17 protein-coding genes are annotated in these 19,819 nt (G+C 68.7%); 9 read left to right on the top strand and 8 right to left on the bottom strand.

The genetic code is table 11. The annotated features are described in order from the left end of the window. Nucleotides 1-647 precede the first annotated feature (647 nt). The 7 genes from AOZ13_RS09290 to AOZ13_RS09260 all read right to left on the bottom strand — a co-directional run bounded on the left by AOZ13_RS09290 (nt 648) and on the right by AOZ13_RS09260 (nt 8,058). Complete coding sequence (locus tag AOZ13_RS09290; protein ID WP_020220772.1) at nt 648-1,244, bottom strand: thioredoxin family protein; 597 nt, start codon at nt 1,242-1,244, stop codon at nt 648-650. 51 nt (nt 1,245-1,295) lie between these two features. After that, nucleotides 1,296-1,922: a class I SAM-dependent methyltransferase gene (locus AOZ13_RS09285; RefSeq protein ID WP_020220773.1), complete on the bottom strand. Its 627-nt coding sequence runs from the start codon at nt 1,920-1,922 to the stop codon at nt 1,296-1,298. A 50-nt stretch (nt 1,923-1,972) separates the two neighbouring features. Then, entirely contained in the window at nt 1,973-4,906 is a 2,934-nt protein-coding gene (locus AOZ13_RS09280; RefSeq protein WP_021780422.1) for a GAF domain-containing protein, read from the bottom strand. A 78-nt stretch (nt 4,907-4,984) separates the two neighbouring features. Then, a complete protein-coding gene (locus tag AOZ13_RS09275) occupies nt 4,985-5,980 on the bottom strand; it encodes a DUF5305 family protein (RefSeq protein ID WP_021780421.1) in 996 nt (331 codons plus the stop codon). Between the two features lie 33 nt (nt 5,981-6,013). Continuing rightward, the gene (locus AOZ13_RS09270; protein ID WP_049934044.1) at nt 6,014-6,442 is read right to left on the bottom strand and encodes a hypothetical protein; all 429 of its coding nucleotides are present in this window, start codon (nt 6,440-6,442) and stop codon (nt 6,014-6,016) included. 68 nt (nt 6,443-6,510) lie between these two features. Then, entirely contained in the window at nt 6,511-7,512 is a 1,002-nt protein-coding gene (locus AOZ13_RS09265) for a signal peptidase I (RefSeq protein WP_021780419.1), read from the bottom strand. Nucleotides 7,513-7,530: 18 nt separating this feature from the next. After that, nucleotides 7,531-8,058: a hypothetical protein gene (locus AOZ13_RS09260; RefSeq protein ID WP_020221365.1), complete on the bottom strand. Its 528-nt coding sequence runs from the start codon at nt 8,056-8,058 to the stop codon at nt 7,531-7,533. A gap of 320 nt (nt 8,059-8,378) precedes the next feature. Here AOZ13_RS09260 and AOZ13_RS09250 point away from each other — a divergent pair, with 320 nt between their 5' ends. The 6 genes from AOZ13_RS09250 (at nt 8,379) to AOZ13_RS09225 (ending at nt 14,825) form a co-directional block, all read left to right on the top strand. Further along, on the top strand, nt 8,379-9,488 hold the full coding sequence (locus AOZ13_RS09250; RefSeq protein WP_020221363.1) for an AI-2E family transporter: 1,110 nt from the start codon (nt 8,379-8,381) through the stop codon (nt 9,486-9,488). Between the two features lie 238 nt (nt 9,489-9,726). Next, entirely contained in the window at nt 9,727-10,299 is a 573-nt protein-coding gene (locus tag AOZ13_RS09245; RefSeq protein ID WP_020221362.1) for a hypothetical protein, read from the top strand. Between the two features lie 393 nt (nt 10,300-10,692). Next, nucleotides 10,693-11,577, top strand: a complete 885-nt coding sequence (locus tag AOZ13_RS09240; protein WP_020221361.1) for a ParA family protein — start codon at nt 10,693-10,695, stop codon at nt 11,575-11,577. Beyond that, nucleotides 11,574-12,107 carry a hypothetical protein gene (locus tag AOZ13_RS15000; RefSeq protein ID WP_020221360.1) on the top strand — a complete coding sequence of 178 codons (534 nt, stop codon included), beginning with the start codon at nt 11,574-11,576 and terminating at the stop codon, nt 12,105-12,107. Before AOZ13_RS09240 ends, AOZ13_RS15000 begins: the two co-directional genes overlap by 4 nt. Before the next feature lie 98 nt (nt 12,108-12,205). Then, complete coding sequence (gene rdfA, locus AOZ13_RS09230) at nt 12,206-12,823, top strand: rod-determining factor RdfA (RefSeq protein WP_081706788.1); 618 nt, start codon at nt 12,206-12,208, stop codon at nt 12,821-12,823. Between the two features lie 43 nt (nt 12,824-12,866). Next, complete coding sequence (locus AOZ13_RS09225; protein WP_020221358.1) at nt 12,867-14,825, top strand: archaea-specific SMC-related protein; 1,959 nt, start codon at nt 12,867-12,869, stop codon at nt 14,823-14,825. 188 nt (nt 14,826-15,013) lie between these two features. Here the strand turns inward: AOZ13_RS09225 and AOZ13_RS09220 are convergent, their stop codons facing one another. Then, nucleotides 15,014-15,241, bottom strand: coding sequence for a hypothetical protein (locus AOZ13_RS09220; protein WP_020221357.1), 228 nt, complete (start codon nt 15,239-15,241; stop codon nt 15,014-15,016). A gap of 215 nt (nt 15,242-15,456) precedes the next feature. Here AOZ13_RS09220 and AOZ13_RS09215 point away from each other — a divergent pair, with 215 nt between their 5' ends. The 3 genes from AOZ13_RS09215 to AOZ13_RS09205 form a co-directional block, all read left to right on the top strand. After that, entirely contained in the window at nt 15,457-16,041 is a 585-nt protein-coding gene (locus AOZ13_RS09215; protein ID WP_020221356.1) for a helix-turn-helix domain-containing protein, read from the top strand. 198 nt (nt 16,042-16,239) lie between these two features. Continuing rightward, entirely contained in the window at nt 16,240-17,457 is a 1,218-nt protein-coding gene (locus tag AOZ13_RS09210; protein ID WP_081706787.1) for an FAD-dependent monooxygenase, read from the top strand. An 88-nt stretch (nt 17,458-17,545) separates the two neighbouring features. Then, on the top strand, nt 17,546-19,819 hold a 2,274-nt coding region (locus AOZ13_RS09205), incomplete at its 3' end, for an FAD-binding and (Fe-S)-binding domain-containing protein (RefSeq protein ID WP_049934043.1).

The raw sequence follows: 19,819 nt of genomic DNA, 5'->3' as shown, positions 1-19,819 counted from the left end.
GCTGACGCCGTTCGCTCCTTGAGGGCGGGGTGGTTCGAGAGAGCTTCGCTCTCTCGTCAGTGTAGGAAGTCTTCGATTTCCTGCTTGCAGTCGGATTTTAGAGGTATCCGACGACATCACCGGAAACGCTCTGCGTTCCGGTTAGCAGTCAGGCGGCGGAACCGCCTGACGACATCACGAAAGGCGCTACGCGCCTTTCGAACGGCTTCCTGATTCAACGACGCGCTTTGCAGACACCGAATTGGTGTCCGTCGGGAGCGCAGTCTCCACAGGCGTTAACGAATCACTCCGCGATTCGTTCACACCCCAGAATCGGAGATTCTGGGGACGCTGTATCCCCACCCTACTCCGCCCCTTCGGTCGCTCCTTGAGGGTGGGGCTTAGCGCCTATTTTCAGCTAAAGCCGTGAGTTTCCGCGCTGCATCTGTATGAGCGTCGATGGAAGGTTCATATATCATATACTGTATCAATGTTGGAAACAATCATATAATTCATATCTTCGAGCTGGCGCTGGGATACGGACGAGAAACGGCTCACATGGGATATACGCCCCAAATCGGATCAGAGTGTGAAATATCGAGGGCGATATCTCCACTCGTTTCTGATACGATAGATGTGGCGTCTCCTATCTGGTCTATCCGATCGGGTTAGACGTCGTCCCAGTAGTCGGGTTCGTTCCCCTCGCGCCACTTGATCGTACAGCCCCGCGAGGGGCGGAACGCCGCGTCGATCGTCTCGCCCGCGAGGACGTCGTCGATGATCTCGCGCATCTCGAAGCCGGGGTCGCCGGACGGCTCGGCGTCGGGGTTCAACGCGTCGTCGAGGCGGCCGTGGTAGACGAGTTCGAAGGCGCCGTCGCGGCGCGCGAAGAGGAACGGGTCGGGCGTGCAGACCGCGCCGTAGGCCGCCGCGACGTCCTGCGATTCGTCGCGGAGGTAGGCGTCGTAGTCGATTCGACCCGAGTCGACCTCTTCGCGCATGCCATCGAAGGAGTCCGCCGGATAGGCGTCCGCGTCGTTCGGGTTGATCCCCACGACCGCCGCCTCGTCGTAGTCGTCCGCGATGGCGTTCAACGCCGGGTGCTTCGCCTTCGCGTACGGACAGTGGTTGCACGTGAAGACGACGAGGAGCGCCTCGGCGTCCGCGAAGTCAGCGGGAGCGTGCGTCTCGCCGTCGACGCCGGGCAGCGAGAAGGACGGCGCTTCGTCGCCCCGTTCGAGCACGCGGGTGGATTCACCAGCCATGGGTGCCCTTCGCACTCGACGTCGAAAAACGTACGTGTTCTCGCCGGCCGTTCAGGGGGCGCGGAAGACGCGGATCGTGTCGCGTTTCGTCGGCTCGCACAGCAGTTCTGCGAGGCCGAGGTCGCCGAAGACGGCCTTCCAGTTCCGGTGATAGAGCGGGAAGTCGTCGTTCACGTAGCTCACCTCGCGATCCTCGCGGCCGCGTCGCGGGCCGTTCCCCTCGTTCTCGGCGGTGACGAGCAGATCCGAGGTGACGCGCGCGAGGTCCTCGAAGACCCACGCGTCGTCCGGGTGGACGTGCTGGAGGGTCTCGACGGAGTAGACGACGTCGAAGGCGTCGTCGTCGAACTCGGGCACGACGTCCTCGATCGCGCCGACGCGGAACGTCCCGGTCTCGGCGAGCGCGGGGAACTCCGCGGCCATCACGTCGAAGGACTCGTCGTTGAGGTCGATGCCCGTCAGGTCCTCGTAGCCGCCGCGGCGGAGGTGTTCGAGGTGGCGTCCCGAGCTACAGCCGACTTCGAGGATCGCCGCGTCCGTCGTGACGTAGTGATCGAGGGCGTCGCGAATCGTCTCGCTCACCTCGTTCGGGCCGAGATGGGCGTAGTAGGTCGGCGAGAACTCGCCCTCGCGCTCCGCCCAATCCGCGCGAACGTCGTCGGGGTCCTCAGGTCTCATACGCCGGGAAGGTGCCGAGCGGGGAAAGGCCCCGCGATCGCTCGCACCCGTCACCGCGCGGGCGACCCGAGAGCGTCGTCGAGGAGGCGCGCGAGCGCCTTCCGCAGGTGCTGATGGAAGGTCGGCCCGGAGACGCCGAGTTCGCTCGCGACGTCCTCGCCCGTCGTCTCGCGGGGCCACTCGAAGTAGCCGTTCACGTAGGCCGTCCGCAGCGCCTGCAACTGCTTGTCCGTCAACACCTCGGAGAGGTCGTGTCGGAGCGCGTTCGCCGCCGCGTCGCCCGCTACCGCGCGCCGACTGAGCTGTGCGGACGGGAGGCGCTCCCGGATCGCGTCCGCGAACGCCCGGACGTCCGCCGAGGAGCGAACTGCGACCGTCGCCGTTCCGCCCGTCGGGGACGCGCGGAGGTGGCGGATCGCCGCGTCGCGGTCGGCGAACGCTCGAACGACCGGCGACTCGGAGACGACGATCGCGAGCACCGCGCCGTCCTCGCTCGCCCGGACGACCTCGACGTCCGCGACCGCGACGCTCGCCGCGCCCGCCGCGACGACCCGCTCGGGATCGCCGGTGACCGACGCGTAGAGGAGCCACCCGCGGTCGTGCGGGGCGACGGCCGACACGTCGAGCGCCAGTCCGGCCCGCTCGGCGAGGGCGAACAGGGGGTCGTCAACCCCGTCGAGCGCGAACCGGAGTTCGAGCGACCGGCCGGAGAGGAGGGTCTCCGTTCGCTCGACGGCGGCGAGCGCGTTCGCGATGTGCGCCGCGAGCTCCTCGAAGACGTCGCGCTCCTCGCCCGCGAACGCGTTGGGTGCGCGCGCGTAGAGTTCGAGGAACCCGTATCGCCGCTCGTTGTGGCGCAGCGGGAGACGGATCGCGCTCCGGAGCCCGCGGCGCATCGCCTCGTCGCGCAACCCCTCGAACGCGGGGTCGCGAAGCACGTCGTCCGCGACCGTCGAGCGGCCCGAGACCGCGTCCTCGCGCGCCAGCGGGTGCTCGATCTCGTGCTCCACGATGTGATCGAGGAACGACTCGCCGTCGCCCGCCCACGCCTCGACGGTCCCGCCGGCCGCCCCGTCGGTGGCCCGCCCGATCCACGCGAGCGCGTAGCGATCGTCGGCCGCGAGGTTCTCGCACACCGCGCGCGTGATCCCGCCCCGCGACTCCGCGTCCACCAGCGCGCCCGTGATGTCGCGGATCACCCCGTTCAGCCGATTGAGGCGCTTGAGCTCCGCGTTCCGATCGCGGAGCTCGTCCTCCGTCTCACGCAGCCGGGTCTCGCGGGCGGCGCGTTCGAGCACGCTCGTCGCGTACGTCACGATGAGGTCCACGAACTCGACGTCGCGGTCGTCGAACGCGTCCGGCGTCGGTGCGGCGGCGACGAAGACCCCGTGCTCGCCGAGCGGGGACGCGACCCCACTCCGCGCGTCCGGCCACGGGGCGCGCGCCGGGTCCGCGTCGAGGTCGGCCGCGACCGTCGTCCGTCCCTCGACGAACGCCTCCCAGACGAGGCGACCGTCGGACGTCGCATCGACCGTCTCGGGATCGACGTCGCCCGTCACCGCGGACGGAACGAGACGCCCCGCCGCGTCCTCCCAGTGGTAGACCGCGAACCCGGGCGCGTCCACGACGTCACGCGCGGCGTCGACGATGGTCTCGGCCACGGATTCGGGATCGGTCGCGCGCGCCAGCTCCGCCGAACGCGCGTGGAGCGTGCCGAGGACGCGCTCCCGGTCCCGCAACGCGGCCGTCCGATCGAGGCGGTCGAGCGCGGCGGTGGCGTTCGCGGCGAGGATGCCGGCGAGCGTCCACGCCCGCGCCGCGCCCTCGGTCGCCTCACCGAGACCGAAGACGAGGACGCCGTGCCCCCCCAACGGGACGTAGACGACGCTCTGGACGTCGCCGCGGTCCCGATCGTCGTCGATGTCGGCGGCGGCGAGGCGCTCCGGATCGCCGGAGCGATACACCCGCGCCGCGGGCGCCTCCCCCGCGACGTCGTACGTGAATCCGTCGCCGCCGATATCGATCCCGCCGGTCGCCGCCGCCGGCACGAGCGCGTCGCGCGACGGATCGTGTCGGTAGACGACGCCGTAGGAGTCCGGCGCGACGTACGCGGCGGCGTCCGTCACGGCGTCGATGACGGCCGCGGCGTCGTCCGCGTCGAGGAGGCGACTCGTCGTCCGCTGGAGACCTTCGAGACCGCGCTCGTAGCGTTCGCGCTCCGTGAGGTCGCGGCCGATGCCGGCGATGCCGACGACGCGGTCGTCGTCCCCGTAGAGGGGCGCGGCGCTGAGTTCGAAGGGCACCGGATCGCCGTCGCGCGGGACGATCGGGAGTTGCACGGTGACGGACGCGCCGCCGCGGACCGCGTCGAGGGCGGCCTCCAGCGTCTCGTGTTCCTCCTCGGGGATAATGTCGTAGGCCGTGAGGTGCGAGAGGTCGACGTCGCCGTAGCCGGTCACCTCGCGCAGCGCCTCGCTCCAGTAGAGCGGCGTCCCCGCCGCGTCGATGACGTAGACGACGTCGTCGAGCGCGCCGAGCACCGACTCGATGAAGGCGAGGTGCTCGTCGAGCGCGTTCCGGCGGTGGTAGGCTCGTACGGCGTCGGTGGCGGTGTCGACGAGGCGCGTCGCGAGCGCCGTGACCGACCCCTCGGCCTGCTTCGGGATGTAGCTGGTGACGTCGGCGTCGATGGCGGTGCTCGCCACGCGCTCGCTCCCGACGCCCGTGAGGAGGACGAACGGGAGGTGTTCGTCGCGCTCGCGAACCGCGTCGAGGAGGTCGAGACCGCTCGCGTCCGGCATCTCGTAGTCGCTCACGACGCAGTCGGCCGCGCCCGCCTCGACGGCGTCGAGGACGCGCGCCGGATCGGTCGTCGCCGTGACGTCGACCGGCGCCTCGACCCGTTCGAGCGCGGTACCGAGGAGGTCGAGATACGCCGCGTCGTCGTCGACCAGCACGAGGTGGATCGGAGACGAGTCGGCCATTCGGACGAGACTGTTCAGCCCACCGCCTTCTATCGGTCGGTCCCGTTTCGAGAGATGAGTCGCGGCAGCGTCCGGCGATCACTCGGTCCCGTCGCGCTCGTGGCTCTCGTCGCGCTCGTCGTACCGGTAGCGCGCCCCGGGCGTGACCACGACGTACCGGCCGCGGTCGGGATCGTGGATGACCCTGAGACCCGCGTCGATGGCGATGTCGACGAGGTCCTCCAGCGTCGCCGTCTCGACGAGCGGGAGGTCCGACGTCGCGGGGACGCGTCCGGTCGAGATCCACTCGTCGTAGCGGTGGCGGTGGACCGTCTCCGCGAGCCGCGGGGCCGACGTCCGCCACGCGCGATACCAGTAGAACACGAGGAGGGCCGCGAGCGCGCACGCGACACCGGCACCCCCTAGCGCCCATGGCGGGACGAGGCGCGTCGACGGGACCGTGACGGTACGCGCGACCGCGCGGTCGTGTTCCCGCGTGGCGCCCTCGGTCTCGACGTCGTACCAGTCCTCGCCGAAGGAGAGCGGCCCGGACGTGGAGAGCGTCCCCGCGTACCCCGCGACGCGGTACGTGGACGTCACCCGGACCGCGACGTCCACGGTGCCCGTATCGCCCGCTTCGCGTCGGTACGTCGCGAGGCGATCGCGCACGCGCTCGGTGTCGATGGAGACCGGCGTCGAGGCGGTCGTGGTGTCCGTCGCGTTCCCGGCGCCGAGCGGGACGGTGCGCGTCCAGAACGTCTCGCCGCTGCGGGTCGCCGTGTAGACGAGCGAGGCGTTCTGCGCGACGCGCTCGAACGACGCGTTCGCGCTCGTCGTCCGCACCGTCAGGTGGAGGACCGGTGCGGTGCGCGGGTAGACGACGGGATCATCGAGGGCCGTTCCGGGGTCGTGGAGCGACCCGTTCCCGGTCACGGTCGCGCGCCCGGTGACGCCGAGCGCGGCAGTCTGGACGTTCTCGCGGTCGGTGACGTCGACTGTCGGGGGGTGCGTGGCGGTCCACGCGGCCGCGCCGAACGCCGCGGCTGCGAGCACGGCGAAGGCGAGCGCGACGGCCGGGCCGCGCTTGGCGAGCACGTATCTGAGGCGGGGCGGGAGCACGAGTGGGTATCAGGTGGAGATGGTCGTCGAGCGATCGGGTGCCGAGACGGAGACGCCGCCGCCGGTGGCGGTGACGTCGAAGCCGAGCGTCGAGCGCGTCGCGTTCGCCGCGACGTCGACGTCGAACGAGCGGCGCTTGCCGGCTGCAAGGCGGACGTTCGCGGTGTCCCCCTCAGTGGCTCCGTTGACGACGAGATCGGCGTCGTCGCGGGCGTTCTCGTCGAGGGAGACCGTCACGCGCGTCGACGTATCGAGCGTGTTCGTGACGGTGACGAGGCGGCTCGTCGCGTTCGACTGCACGGACCGGCTCACACCGAGACCGACGACGCCGTTCTCGTCGCCCGCGATGGGGATGGACGATCCGCGATCGAGCGCCGCGGTCGTGAACGCGCCGGTGCCCGCGCCGCCGGCGGCGACGGCGACGAGCGCGACGATCACGAGCGCGACGATGATCGGTCGGCGCGTGCGGCGTCGCCCTCGACGTCGTCCCCGGTTTCGACGCCGGCTCACTCGAGTCCCCCCGTGAGGAGCCGCCACCAGCGCGAGCGCGACTCGCGGGGGCGTTCGCGGCCGTCCACGAACGGGACGAGCGCGACGACGGGCGCGAACAGGAGCGTCGCGCAGACGCTCGCGGCGAGCAGGGGGTCGATCGCGTCCAGTCGCGCGATGATCGCGTGCGGGAGCACGGACGGATAGTTCCGGACGGCGACCTCGATGGGGACCGGGCCGGGCGCGTCCGGGGCGCGGACGGAGCCGGTGACCGACAGCGTACTGGCGTTCCGCGCGACCGTCACGTCGCGGAGACCGACCGTGTGGACGACGCGATCGGTCCACGCGCGATCCGGGACGGCGACGGTGTAGTTCGCCGGCTGTGACGACCCGACGGCGACCGTCCGGATCGAGCCGGCGTCGGTCGGGTGTTCGACCGCGATGACCGTCTCCGTGTGCGTCACGCCGCCGAAGGCGACGACGCCGGCCGTCCCCAGCACCGCGGCGATGAGCAACGGGACGAGGACCGCCCGCATGGTCGCGGGCCGCGACGGTCGGCCGTCGGTCCCACCGCGTCCCAACAGCGCGGCCGCGCCGACGATCACGACGAGGAGCGCGACGTGCTCGTGGACGAACCGGACGGCGCTCCCGAGGTGCGGGATGACGAGGGGGGAACCGCGCCACGTCAGCACGCGACCGACGATCGCGTCGCGCGATACGGACGGATAGCCGGCGGCCTGATCGGCCACGGCGTTGTGATCTCCCTTCGTTCGGAAGCCGTCGGCCGTCTCGTCGACGATACGGTGGGTCGTGTAGGCCCCGCGCGTGCCGCTCCAGAACGTCACGATGTCGCCCGTCGAGACGTGGCCCGCGGGGACGAGGACGTAGCCGTCGCCGACGCCGATGGTCGGCGACATGCTCTCCGAGTAGACGTAGGACACCTGCACGGGCGATCCCGCGGGTGCGGCGACGAGCCCGGCGAGGACGAGGAGGACGGCGAGGGCGGCGGTACGAATCACGAAAGCGAGAGTGGCGGTTTAGGCCGTGATGTTCAGATTGCCGCTGAGGTCGTCGCTCTTCGTCGCACCGCTGGAGTCGACCTCGACGACGACTCGAAGTTTGTCGCCAGTACTGAGTTCTCCCTTGTACGCTTCATCCTCGTTAACGGTATCGACGTGGTCCGTGCTGTTGAAGAGCTTGAACTTCACGTTCTTGGTGGTCGTATCCGGGTCGGTGCCCATCTCGTACGAGACGTTGAACGTGTGCGCGCTCGGGAAGTTGTTCGTGATGTTGAACGCGGGCGACGACTCGTTGCCGATGGTGAGCGACGAGTTCGGGTTGACGCCCGACGCGTCGCCCTGCGCAACGTCGATCGAGAGCTGACCATCTGTCGGTGATGAGACGAGTTCCGAGTCGCCGGCGGTGAGTCCGATGAGACCACCGCTGTCTGAGGCCACGTTGATGTTCGCGTCACGTTGGACGGTCGCGGTCGTGAACGCGCTCGCCCCGAACGCGGAGGCGACGACGACGATTCCGAGGGCGATCGCGGCGAGTTTGAATCGCATGACACCGAAACGAAAGCCCTTCCGCCGCGAAAGGTCGTTGTCTATTCACTTACCCGCACCCCGGGAGAGCCTATTCTATTAGGTTCCGTATCATTATTCCGCGGTTCGTCGCGCGTCAGTCGCTATCGGGTCCCGATCCGCCGCGTCGCTCTCGTCCGTCGCGTCCACCCGCCCGCGGGTGATCGTCGAGGCGGCCGTTCCCGCGACCTCCGATTCGGCTTCGCGACAGCGCGCGAGCGCACGACCCGGGCGACGCCGCCGCGGACGACTGATATCCGGCGGCCCCACGCTTTACTATCCGGCCGCGAGAGGAGGAGAACATGAACGAGAAGCGACTCGTCGTCGCCTGCTTCGGCGTCCTCGTCGCCGTCGCGCTCGCCCTCCTCGCGTACCGGTTCGTCGCCCCGCTTACGGTGTCCATCTTTCTCTACTACTCGACGCGACGGTATCACAAGGCGCTCAAGCGCCTCCACCTCCCCTCGCGGGCCCGCGCGGCCGTCGTCCTCGCGTCGCTCGCCGTTCCGCTCATCCTCCTCATCAGCTACGCGGTCGTCCTCCTCGTCGTCGAAGCCAGACACTTCATCACGCAGTACGCTCTCCTCGACGTCGCCGCAGCGAACGTCTCGTGGTTCGCGGGCATCGACACCCTCCCGAAACTGAGCGTGCACGGTCTCTACGGCGCCTATCAGTCCGGCGAACTCGACCCGTTCATCGCCTTCGCGAGCGATCACGCCGCCTTCCTCACGAACCTCGTCTCCGAGTTCTTCCTCGACCTCTTCGTCGTCGTCATCGTCACGTACTACCTGCTCGTGGACGGCGGGCGCCTCCGCGAGTGGCTGTTGCGCTTCGACGACGACGCCATCGTCCGCGACTACCTCGAAGCCACGGACGCGGAACTCGAAGCCGTCCTCTTCGGCAACCTCCTGAACGTCATCGCCATCGCGCTCATCGCCATCGCGGCGTTCAACGTCTACAACGCCGTCGCGCCCGCGCCCGTCGAAGTCCCGTACCCCGCGCTCGCCGGTGCGCTCACCGGTCTCGCGAGCCTCGTCCCCGTCGTCGGCATGAAGCTCGTCTACCTCCCGCTGGCCGCCATCACCGCCATTCCAGTCGCTCTCACCGGCCGCACCTCGCTCCTCGTCTACGTCGCCGGCTTCCTCGTCGTCGCCGTCGTCGTCGTCGACACGATTCCCGACATCGTACTCCGGCCGATCCTCAGCGGCGAGAACACCCACGTCGGCCTGCTGATGCTCGCCTACACGCTCGGCCCGGTCGTCCTCGGGTTCTACGGGCTCTTCTTCGCCCCCATCCTGCTCGTCGTCGGCATGACGTTCGCCGACACCGCCCTCCCGCGCCTCCTCGGCGCCGACGCCGACGGGGACGACGCGCTCCCCGCGGCACAGCGACGGCTCGACGATTTCCGAGCCTGAGACACGCGACCACCCCGATCGCGCGGCGCCGCACAGCGCGGCCGACCCACCGCTCGTCGCCCGGCGTCGTCGGCCACGGCGGCTGAGGGGAACAGACAAACAGACCTTCTGTACAGACTGTTTGATCAGTAATACTGAGTGATAATATTGTGCAGTAATGCTGACTGGGTGGGCTGGCGCGGGCACGTCGGCTCGCGGAACCGCGGAGTTAACACCGTGGCACGAGAGAGGTGACGCGATGACCACGGACTCGCTCGCCCGCGCCGGCCGCACGACGGATCGAGCGCTTCGGCTCGGACTCCTCGCCGTCGCCGTCGCCGGCATCCGTCGACGCGATCCGAGCGCGATCGTCAACGCGCTCGTCGGACTCGCCGCGACGTTCCTCCCCCGCGTCATCGAACGGCGCGCGGGACTCTCGTTGCGTCCCGCCCACCGCGTCTGGATCTCCGGATCGGTCCTCCTCCACGCCGTCGGAATGCTCGGACCCTACGACGAGACGTGGTGGTGGGACCACCTCACGCACATCTGCTCCGCGTCGCTCGTCGGCGCCGCCGCGCACCTGTTCGCCGACCACCGTGAGCGGAACACGACGCGGACCGTCCTCGTCGCCACCGTCGGACTCGGCGCGCTCTGGGAGCTGCTCGAGTACGCGATCCACGCGACCGCCCGCCGACTCGGTCTCGAACCGCTACTCGTCACGTACGGCCCGCGCGACACCGCCCTCGACCTCGTCTTCGACGCCATCGGTGGCCTCGGTATCGTCGCGTTCGGCGATCGAATCCTCGACGGGATCCGTGACGAGCGGCGATAGCGCGTGCCCGTATGGGATGCGTGCGCTCTAGCGGACAAACGTGGGATCTTACAGAGCTATTCGTGTAACCCGTGATCATGTGCCGACACGCGCTCGACAGGAGTCCTCCACAGTAGAACGGGCGCTTGGCCGGTACCGCGGAACCGATCAGGCCATCGGGTATCGTCCGGAACCACACAAGAGCGTGGCGCTCGGCGTGCGCGACGACGCGTGCCGCGGTCAGCAGCTCATTCCGACGACTCGCGCTCGCGGACGCTCCCGGCAAGATCGCCACGATACCTACGAGCGATTCGTATCGCTACATACGATATACACACTAGGCCAATAATACCAGACAGTATTACCGAACGGATTGGCGAAAAATACTTCCCCTGTGCCGGTGACGTGACGGGCATGGCGACGATCGCATACACGATCTGGAGCGAGGCGGGCGGGGTGGGCAAGACCACCTTCACCGTCACGCTCGCGGCCGCGCACGCGCGGCACGGCCAGCGCGTGCTCGTCGTGGATCTCGACCCGCAGGACGGGGGGGCGACGCACCACTTCGGCGCGACCGAGGACCGCGCGAACCCGGAGGCGGACAATCTCGTCCGGCACATGATCGGCCGGCCGAAGGGCGACTTCGACGATCTCGTCGTGAACGTCCGCGACGGCATCGACCTCGTGCCGAGCCACAACATGCTCGAATCGCTCGAGCGAAACCTCTTGCGCGCCCAGCGCATGGAGGAGGACATGGGCGAGGAGTTCGTCCCGGAGGAGCAGTTGAAGCGCGTGCTCACCGAGAACGACGTCCCCGCGCGCTATGATGCGATTCTCATCGATCCGCCGGCGACCGGTGGCCAGCACGTCTACAACGCGGTGTACGCGGCGTCGAACCTCCTGATCCCGCTGGAACTCTCGGCGAAGGGCCACGAGTCGGTGGAGGGGATGCGCGACACCGTCGAGGGCATCGAGGCGGAACTCGACGACGTGGAGGTGGGCGTCCTCGCCGTCGTCCCGAACCGCGTCTCGAACACGAAGAAGCAGGCGGAGTACGAGGCCGACCTCGAGGAGCAGGACTTCCCGGTCGCGCCCGTCGAGATCCGCGAGCGGCGCGCGATGTTGGAGGGGGCATGGGACGGTCAGGTGACGCCGTACGCGTTCGCCACGAACCGCGATCGAGTGCGCGAACGCGAACTCGAAACGCTCGAACAGTTCGACGAGCTCGCACGGTACGCCTCCGCGCAGTTCGGCGTCGAGATCGATGCGGACGATATCGCGGCGGAGGAGCGACTATGAAGCCGGGCGCGAGCGATCCGTTCGCGGACGACGAGGAGGAAGGCGACGCGGAGATCGAGAGTGACGCGACCGACGCCGGCGCGGCCGAGGATGAGGAAGTTGCAGAGCCGGAAACGCCCGCGTCGGGCGTCACAGAGCCGAAATCGGAGCCGAGCGAGGCGTCCGGATCGGTCGACGAAGGGAGCGAGAGCGACGAGACGGCCGCGGAATCGGCGTCGCCGGGGTCGCCCGCCGCATCGGAGAACGCGGACGACGAGTCGGACGCCGAATCGGGTGCGGCGAGCGACGCGCCGCTCGAACTCCCGTACATCTACCGGCGCGATAAGGTGAAGGACGAGCGACCCGACGTCCACCAGCTGTTCGTCCGCGACGACACGGATATGCTGGCGCGCGACGCCGAGCGCGATCTCGAGAAGCTCCTCGGCGAGGACGTCTATCGGCTGGACGCGCGGGAGGCCATCTACCTCGCCGGAATGCGCCACCTCGACGAGGCCGCGGACGTCCTCCGGGAGTGGGGGTACGACCGGTAGGATCGGGAGCGCGAACACCCCGGTTCGGCTTACACGAATAGGGGCGTAAACTGTGGGCCGATAGAACTATATTCCGTCTCGACTTACGCGAGGTACAGATGAGTTCTGATGGGGCATCCTGCGACTGCAAGGTCGGGCGCGTGGCGAACGCGTACGGTCTCGACGACGTCGGCGAAGAACTCGCCTCGCTGTGGCGGGGGGAGAGCGGAGAGTCGTACAGCCTCCGTGACCTACAGGAGTACTTCAATCGACGCGTGCTGGAGTCGGCGTTGCGCGCGGCGAACGTCGAAGTGCTCGACGGGGAGCTCGAGAACACGTATCGGCTCCTGACCGACGACGACGTGAGCGCGGGGATGCGGACGCAGGCCATCGGGCGACTGGAGCGCGACGGCGTGGACATCGAGGAGGTCCAGCGGGACTTCGTCTCTCACCAGTCGATCCACACGCACCTCCGCGAGTGTCTCGACGTGGAGAAGAACCCGGAGCCGGCGGACCGCGTGGCCTCGACGCGGAACACGGTCGGGTCGCTGGAGACGCGGACGGAGAAGATCGCCGCGAACAACCTCGAACGCTTGGCCGGCGACGAGGTCGCGCTCGACGGCTTCGACGTCATCGTGACGACGCACGTGACGTGTGACGAGTGCGGGCGGCGCCACGAGTTCGGCGATCTGTTGGAAGCGGGCGGCTGCGAGTGCCGCCTCGACGCGGACCAGTGATCGGGCAGTACATATAAGTCGTCGGGCGCCTAAAACCGGCCACATGCAAACGAGCCGAGAGGCGGGTACGGGTGTCGACGTACGCGTGTCCAATATCGGCGGTATCGACGAGACGGAACTCCACCTCACACCGGGAGTGAACGTCCTCGTCGGGCGGAACGCGACGAACCGGACGTCGTTCCTCCAGTCGCTCATGGCGGTGTCGGGCAGCGAGCGCGCCACGCTGAAGGGCGACAGCGAGGAGGGGCGCGTCGAGGTGGAACTGAACGGCGAGACGTTCACGCGCGTCCTGACGCGACGCGGTGACGACGTGGACTTCTCGGGCGACCCGATCCTCGACGACGCGGAGGTCGCGGACCTGTTCGCGTTCCTGCTGGAGGACAACGAGGCCCGTCGGGCCGTGGCGACGCAGGGCGACCTCCGGGAGCTCGTGATGCGGCCGGTCGATACCGAGGCGATCAACGACCGGATCGACGAGTTGCTCGCCGAGCGCGAGCGCGTCGACGACGAGATCGAGGACGCGAAGGCGGCGGGGCGACGCGTCCCCGATCTGGAGGAGCGGCGGGTCGAACTGGAGGACGAGATCGAGGCGAAGCGGGAGGCCCTCGAGGCGAAGCAGGCGGAGATCGACGACGCGGACGCGGACGTCGAGGAGTCGCGCGAGGAGCGCGACGATCTGGAGGAGGCGCTCGATGAACTCAACGAGCGGCGTGCGGCGGTCGAGCGGATCGCGTCTCGACTGGAGAACGAGCGCTCCAGCCTCTCGTCGGTCCGTTCCGAGCGCGAGGACGTCGAAGACGCCCTCGAGGGGCTGGAGGGAGTCGACGAGGACCGCGTCGCGTTCCTCGACGAGCAGGTCGCGTCGCTTCGCGACCGGAAGCGAGATCTCGACTCAACGATCACGCAGCTCCAGAGCCTCATCCAGTTCAACGAGGAGATGCTCGAGGGCGAGCACACGGAGGTGCTGCAACTGCTCGCCGACGACGAAGACGAGTCGAGCGCCGTGACGGACGCGCTCCTCGCCGAGTCCGAGAGCGCGGCGGGGCGCTGTTGGACGTGCGGGTCCGAGGTGTCGATGGAGGACGTCGAGGAGACGCTGAACAAGCTCCGCGAGCTCGCGCGGGAGAAGCGAAAGGAGCGATCGTCGGTGACGAGCGAGCTTGAGGAGGTCCAATCCGAGCGCAACGAGATCGAGACGCGCGTCGAGCGCCGCGAGGATCTCGAACAGCGTCTCGAGGAACTCGGCGAGGAGATCGAGACGCGCGAGGATAGCGTCGAGCGGCTCACGGCGGAGCGCGAGGAGGCGTCGGAGACGGTCGAGGAACTCGAGGGGACGGTCGAGGAACTCGAAGCCGGCCGCCACAGCGCGGTGCTCGACCTCCACCGCGAGGCGAACGAGCTTCAGTTCGAGCTGAACGATCTGCAAGACGACCTCGAAGACGTCGAGTCCGAGATCGCGGAGTTGGAGGGAGAGGCCGATCGGCAGGCGGATCTAGAGGAGAAACGCGAGTCGATCACCGAGGAGTTAGAGGAGCTTCGGACCCGGATCGATCGACTCGAGGCGGAGGCGGTCGAGTCGTTCAACGACCACATGGAGACGGTGCTGGACGTGCTCGACTACGGGAACGTCTCGCGGGTCTGGATCGAGCGCGCGACCGAGCAGGTCCGCGAGGGCCGACGGAAGGTCGAGCGGACGACGTTCCGCCTCCACGTCATCCGGATGGGGGCGGACGGGACGGCGTACGAGGACACGGTCGAACACCTCTCCGAGTCCGAGCGCGAGGTCATCGGTCTCGTGTTCGGACTGGCGGGCTATCTCGTCCACGAGGTGTACGAGGAGTGTCCGTTCATGCTCCTCGACTCCCTCGAGGCGATCGATTCCGATCGGATCGCGGCGCTGGTCGACTACTTCCGCGAGTACGCCCCGTACACCGCCGTCGCGCTGCTCCCGGAGGACGCGCAGGCGCTCGACGACGACTACCGACGCGTGACCGAAATCTGAGGCGGACGGCATTCTCCACACTCTCTTCGCGAATCGGCTCCACGGAGACCACTTGTTCAGTGCGTCTGTGGGGTGATGCTGCTCGGTAATACTGTGCAGATGTACTGGGCAGTAGTGCTGTATGGGGTCCCCCATCCAGCTGAGCGGGCCGTTCGACGGCCCGCGACGTGCACGCGGCGGACGGACCGTCAGTCCCCGAGCGGTTCGTCCGGCTCCTCGACGCGGGCGTCGGCGTTGGCTTCCGCATCGACGATCATCCTCTCGGCGATGTCCTCGTAGCAGAGGTCCCAGATGGAGAGCGCGGAGGCGAGCGACGCGACGCCGCCGATCGAGACGACGCGGTAGGGACGACGCGACGGCGAGCGTCGCGCGGGAGGCGGACAGCGGAACGATCTCGGCAGATCAGTTCCGGTCACACGCGGTCGTCCACGTCGGCATCCGTGTCGCGAGCGGAGTCGGCTGGTCGCGAGCGGAGTCGGCTGGTCGCGACCGGAACGCCCCCTGACGTTTCCCGTGAGAAAACGCGCGGCAACGAGTCGAACGTTCGGCGACTCGGGCGTGGAGGGGACAGCGACCGACGGGGCGGGCGAGACACCGCGAACGTTTTGGTGGATCGAGTCGAGGAGCGGGCATGGGCAGTCCGAACGGCGACCTCGACATCTCGCCTCGCGACGTGGTGATCCTGAAGGTCCGCGTCGAGTACCCCACCGTCTCGACGCGCGAACTCAGCGACGTCCTCGAGACGGAGTACGGGATCGATCTCTCGCACAACCGCATCAACGAGATCCTCCGCGGGCTGTCGGAGTCGGGCGCGTTCCGCGAGACCATCCTCCCCGATCAGGAGATGTTCCGCCACTACCTCTTCCGGATCGCCTTCCACTACCCGAACTTCGCGGACGCGTGGGAGTCGTGTTACTGGGACCTCCGGGAGGATCCCCACGTGCTGATGTTCTTCAACGCGGACAGCCGGTACCACTGGCACCTCATCACGCAGTTCAGGAGCGACGACCAGATGGGTCGGTGGGTCCACGACTTCTTCAAGGAGCACGGCGACCTCATCGAGCAGTTCCACAACACAATGTTGCACAACGTCCACAAGTTCCAGACGGACGCCGCGATGTTCGACGACATCCTCGTCGAGACGGAAGAGGGGCGGTCGTATCTGGAGGAACACTACGGGGTCGTTCGGGACGCGGGGTCGACACCAGACGAGTGACGCGGACGCCGCGAGCGGGCGCTCACGGGGGCACGCGGGCGCGACGACTGCCCCATTCCGAAATCCACGGCGCCCACGCGACGCTCCATTTCGAAGTTTGTCCCCCAGATCGTAGATCTCATCGTGCTTTGGTCAGTATCGGTCTCATATATACCCTGTCGTAACCATCAAGTAAGATCGGGATATTGTAGTTCGTACATGAGCGAAGATCCAGTCATCGTCGCGGGCGCGGGACCGACCGGGATGGTCGCCGCTCTCGGTCTGCGGGCGCGTGGGGTCCCCGTCGAGGTGTACGAGGCGGAGCCGGAGGATCGCGAGCGGCCCGGGAGTCGCGCCATCTTCGTGCACGGCGCGACGCTCCGGACGCTGGACACCATCCACCCGGGGCTCGGCTACGACCTCGCCGAGGAGGGGATGATCTGGCCGACGCGACGGACGCTGTTCCGCGGGGAGGAAGTCTTCTCCCGGACGTACGAGAACGACCGGAGCGCGGGCGCGGGTCTCCCGCCGTTCACCAGTCTCCCGCAGGTGTGGACGGAGGACGTCCTGCTCGACACCCTCGAGGAGGTCGGCATCGACGTGACGTGGGACACGCCGGTCGAGCGCGTGGAGACGCGCGCGGACGGCGTCACGGTCGGCACGGGCGACGGCGAGACGCGCGAGGCGTCATACGTCGTCGGCGCGGACGGTGCCGGCTCGACCGTCCGCAAGGAGATCGGCGCGGACTTCACCGGGGACCAATCGGCGAACTCCTTCATCATCGCGGACGTCGAGGAGGTGTCGGACGACCCGCGGCCGCCGGAGCGCGTCTTCCACTACGACGACCCGGATCTCGGCGGGCGCAACCTCCTCATCGTCCCGTTTCAGGGCGGGTGGCGCGTTGACGTCCAGTGTAAGCCCGACGACGATCCGGAGCGGATCGCGAGCGACGAGGTCATCGCCGAGTACACGGCGCGCGCGCTGGGCGAGCGCTACCGCGATCGCGTCGAGTGGGTCTCGACCTATCAGTTCAAGCAGGTCAACGCCGAGGCGTACACGGGCGAGCACGACCGCGTGCTGCTCGCCGGCGAGGCCGCGCACCTGTTCGCGCCGTTCGGCGCGCGCGGGATGAACTCCGGCATCGCGGACGCCGACGCGGTCGCCTCCGCGATCGCGGGCGCGCTCGCCGCGGACGTCGACGCCGTCGCGCGCGCCGAGATCGCGGAGTGCGCGGAGCGCCGCCAACGCGCCGGCGAGTGGAACAAGGACGCGGCCGCGCAGGCCCTCGAATACCTGCAGGGCGAGAGCCTCGTGACGAAGGCGAAAAAGCGCCTCGCGGCGGCGGCCGCGGACTACTACGAGCCGGCGGGCGAGTGGCTCGACGACGCGCCCTACGGCCCGCACGGTAGCCCGCCCGTCTCCATCGGGCAGTACTGATCGACGCGTCCGCGAGCGCGCGGACGCCCGCCGGACCGCGGTGCGACGGCGGGGTTTGATAACGGTACGACACGCGTACTGACACAACATGACGACGCGACAAACGGACGCACACTCCCCCGAGCCCGCGACAGCATCGGACGCGAACTACGACTATCAGGGCGACGGCGTCGAGCGCCCCGACCTCCTCGAGGCGCTCGACGCCCGCGTGGACGGCGAGGTCCGATTCGACGCCTACTCCCGCGAACTGTACGCGACGGACGCGAGCGCCTACGAGGTGACGCCGATCGGCGTCGTCTTCCCCACCGACACCGCGGACGTCGCGGCGGTCGTCGAGTACTGCGCGACGGAGGACGTTCCCGTGCTCCCCCGGGGCGGCGGAACGAGCCTCGCCGGCCAGACGGTCAACGAGGCCGTCGTCCTCGATTTCACCCGCCACATGGACGGCGCGGCGGACGCCGACACGGAGGCGCGGACGGTCCGCGTCCAGCCCGGCATCACGCTCTCGCGGCTGAACGAGGGACTCTCCGTCTACGACCTGAAGTTCGCGCCCGACCCCGCCGCGGGCGACCGGAGCGTCATCGGCGGCGCCATCGGCAACAACTCGACGGGGTCGCACTCGCTGAAGTACGGCAAGACGGACGCCTACGTCGAGGAGGTGGAGGCCGTCCTCGCGGACGGGGGCGTCACGCGCTTCGGCGAGGTGACGGTGGGCGACCTCCGCGAGACCGCGGACGCCGAGGGCGACGTCGAGGAACGCATCCACGCGGCGGTACTCGACATCGTGGAGGAGGAACGCGGCGAGGTCGAGGACCGCTATCCCGATCTGAAGCGCAACGTCTCCGGGTACAACTTCGACGTGCTCGTCGAGGAGGCGTACGAGGGCCGACGGTCCTCGGAACGCGCGAGCGACGACGCCGCGAGCGAGAGCGTCGATGAGGCGGAGTCCCTGCCGGACCTGCCGGACGACGCGACGGTGAACCTCGCGCGCCTGCTCGCGGGGAGCGAGGGGACGCTCGCGATCGTCACCGAAGCCACCGTCTCGCTCGAACCCGTCCCGGAGACGAAGGCCGTGGCGCTCCTCACGTACGACGACCTCTCGGCGGCGGTCGAGGACGTGGTAGATGTGCTCGAACACGACCCGGCGGCGGTGGAGTTCATCGACGACACGCTCATCGACCTCGCGGGCGACACCTCCGAGTTCCACGACGTCGTCGAGATGCTCCCGGAGGGGACGCGGGCGGCGCTGCTCGTGGAGTTCTACGCCGAGAGCGACGACGAGGGCCGCGAGAAGGTGGACGCGCTCGTCGAGGACCGCGTCGGGACGGCCGCGATGGACGCCATCGAGGCGCACGACGAGGCGGAGCGGAATCGCGTGTGGAAGCTCCGGAAGGCCGGCAACCCGATCCTGCTCTCGCGGACGACCGACGAGAAGCACCTCTCGTTCATCGAGGACTGCGCGGTGCCCGCCGAGGTGCTCCCCGAGTACGTGCAGGGCTTCCGCGACATCCTCGCGGACCACGACACGTTCGGGGCGTTCTACGGTCACGCGGGACCGGGCGTCCTGCACATTCGCCCGCTCGTCACGACGAAGACGGAGGGGGGACTCGCGGCCTACGAGAGCATCGCGGACGAGGTGACGGATCTCGTCGTCGAACTCGGCGGGTCCGTCTCCGGCGAGCACGGCGACGGCCGCGCGCGCACGCAGTGGAACGAGAAGCTCTACGGGCGCGAACTCTGGGAGGCGTTCCGCGAACTCAAGTGCGCGTACGATCCCGACTGGCTCCTCAACCCCGGGCAGGTCTGTGGCTACGACCCGGACGAGTCGCTGCCGGAGGGCGTTCCCGAGCGCGCGCGGCGTGTCTCCATGACCGAGGATCTGCGCTACGACCCGGACTACGAGTTCGACGCCGGCTTCGAGCCGGAACTCGCGTGGGAGAACGATAACGGCTTCGAGGGGATGGTCGAACTCTGCCACGGCTGCGGTGGCTGCCGGACCGATCAGGACACGGGCGGCGGCGTGATGTGCCCGACGTACCGCGCGAGCGACGAGGAGATTCAGGCGACGCGCGGCCGCGCGAACCTCCTGCGCCAAGCGATGAGCGGCGACCTGCCCGACGAGCAGTTCGACGTCGAGTTCATGCACGAGGTGCTCGACCTCTGCATCGGCTGTAAGGGCTGTTCGAACGACTGCCCGAGCGAGGTGGACATGGCGAAGATGAAGGCCGAAGTCACCCACGAGTACCACCAGCGCGAGGGCGCGAGCCTCCGCGATCACGTCTTCGCGAACGTCGACACCCTCTCGAAGCTCGGCTCCATGTTCGCGCCGGTCTCGAACCTCGCGACGAAGGTGCCGGGCGCC

It is taken from the genome of Halarchaeum acidiphilum MH1-52-1, assembly GCF_000474235.1.
In the GTDB taxonomy this organism is placed as follows: domain Archaea; phylum Halobacteriota; class Halobacteria; order Halobacteriales; family Halobacteriaceae; genus Halarchaeum; species Halarchaeum acidiphilum.
This window is presented reverse-complemented; position numbering and strand designations above follow the sequence as displayed.

What these genes read in the sequence shown, in the direction of transcription:
- rdfA (WP_081706788.1), top strand. Translation starts at nt 12,206, where the DNA reads ATGAGTTCTGATGGGGCATCCTGCGACTGCAAGGTCGGGCGCGTGGCG.
- AOZ13_RS09210 (WP_081706787.1), top strand. Translation starts at nt 16,240, where the DNA reads ATGAGCGAAGATCCAGTCATCGTCGCGGGCGCGGGACCGACCGGGATG.
- AOZ13_RS15000 (WP_020221360.1), top strand. Translation starts at nt 11,574, where the DNA reads ATGAAGCCGGGCGCGAGCGATCCGTTCGCGGACGACGAGGAGGAAGGC.
- AOZ13_RS09290 (WP_020220772.1), bottom strand. Translation starts at nt 1,244, where the DNA reads ATGGCTGGTGAATCCACCCGCGTGCTCGAACGGGGCGACGAAGCGCCG.
- AOZ13_RS09285 (WP_020220773.1), bottom strand. Translation starts at nt 1,922, where the DNA reads ATGAGACCTGAGGACCCCGACGACGTTCGCGCGGATTGGGCGGAGCGC.
- AOZ13_RS09225 (WP_020221358.1), top strand. Translation starts at nt 12,867, where the DNA reads ATGCAAACGAGCCGAGAGGCGGGTACGGGTGTCGACGTACGCGTGTCC.
- AOZ13_RS09260 (WP_020221365.1), bottom strand. Translation starts at nt 8,058, where the DNA reads ATGCGATTCAAACTCGCCGCGATCGCCCTCGGAATCGTCGTCGTCGCC.
- AOZ13_RS09250 (WP_020221363.1), top strand. Translation starts at nt 8,379, where the DNA reads ATGAACGAGAAGCGACTCGTCGTCGCCTGCTTCGGCGTCCTCGTCGCC.
- AOZ13_RS09245 (WP_020221362.1), top strand. Translation starts at nt 9,727, where the DNA reads ATGACCACGGACTCGCTCGCCCGCGCCGGCCGCACGACGGATCGAGCG.
- AOZ13_RS09240 (WP_020221361.1), top strand. Translation starts at nt 10,693, where the DNA reads ATGGCGACGATCGCATACACGATCTGGAGCGAGGCGGGCGGGGTGGGC.
- AOZ13_RS09215 (WP_020221356.1), top strand. Translation starts at nt 15,457, where the DNA reads ATGGGCAGTCCGAACGGCGACCTCGACATCTCGCCTCGCGACGTGGTG.
- AOZ13_RS09280 (WP_021780422.1), bottom strand. Translation starts at nt 4,906, where the DNA reads ATGGCCGACTCGTCTCCGATCCACCTCGTGCTGGTCGACGACGACGCG.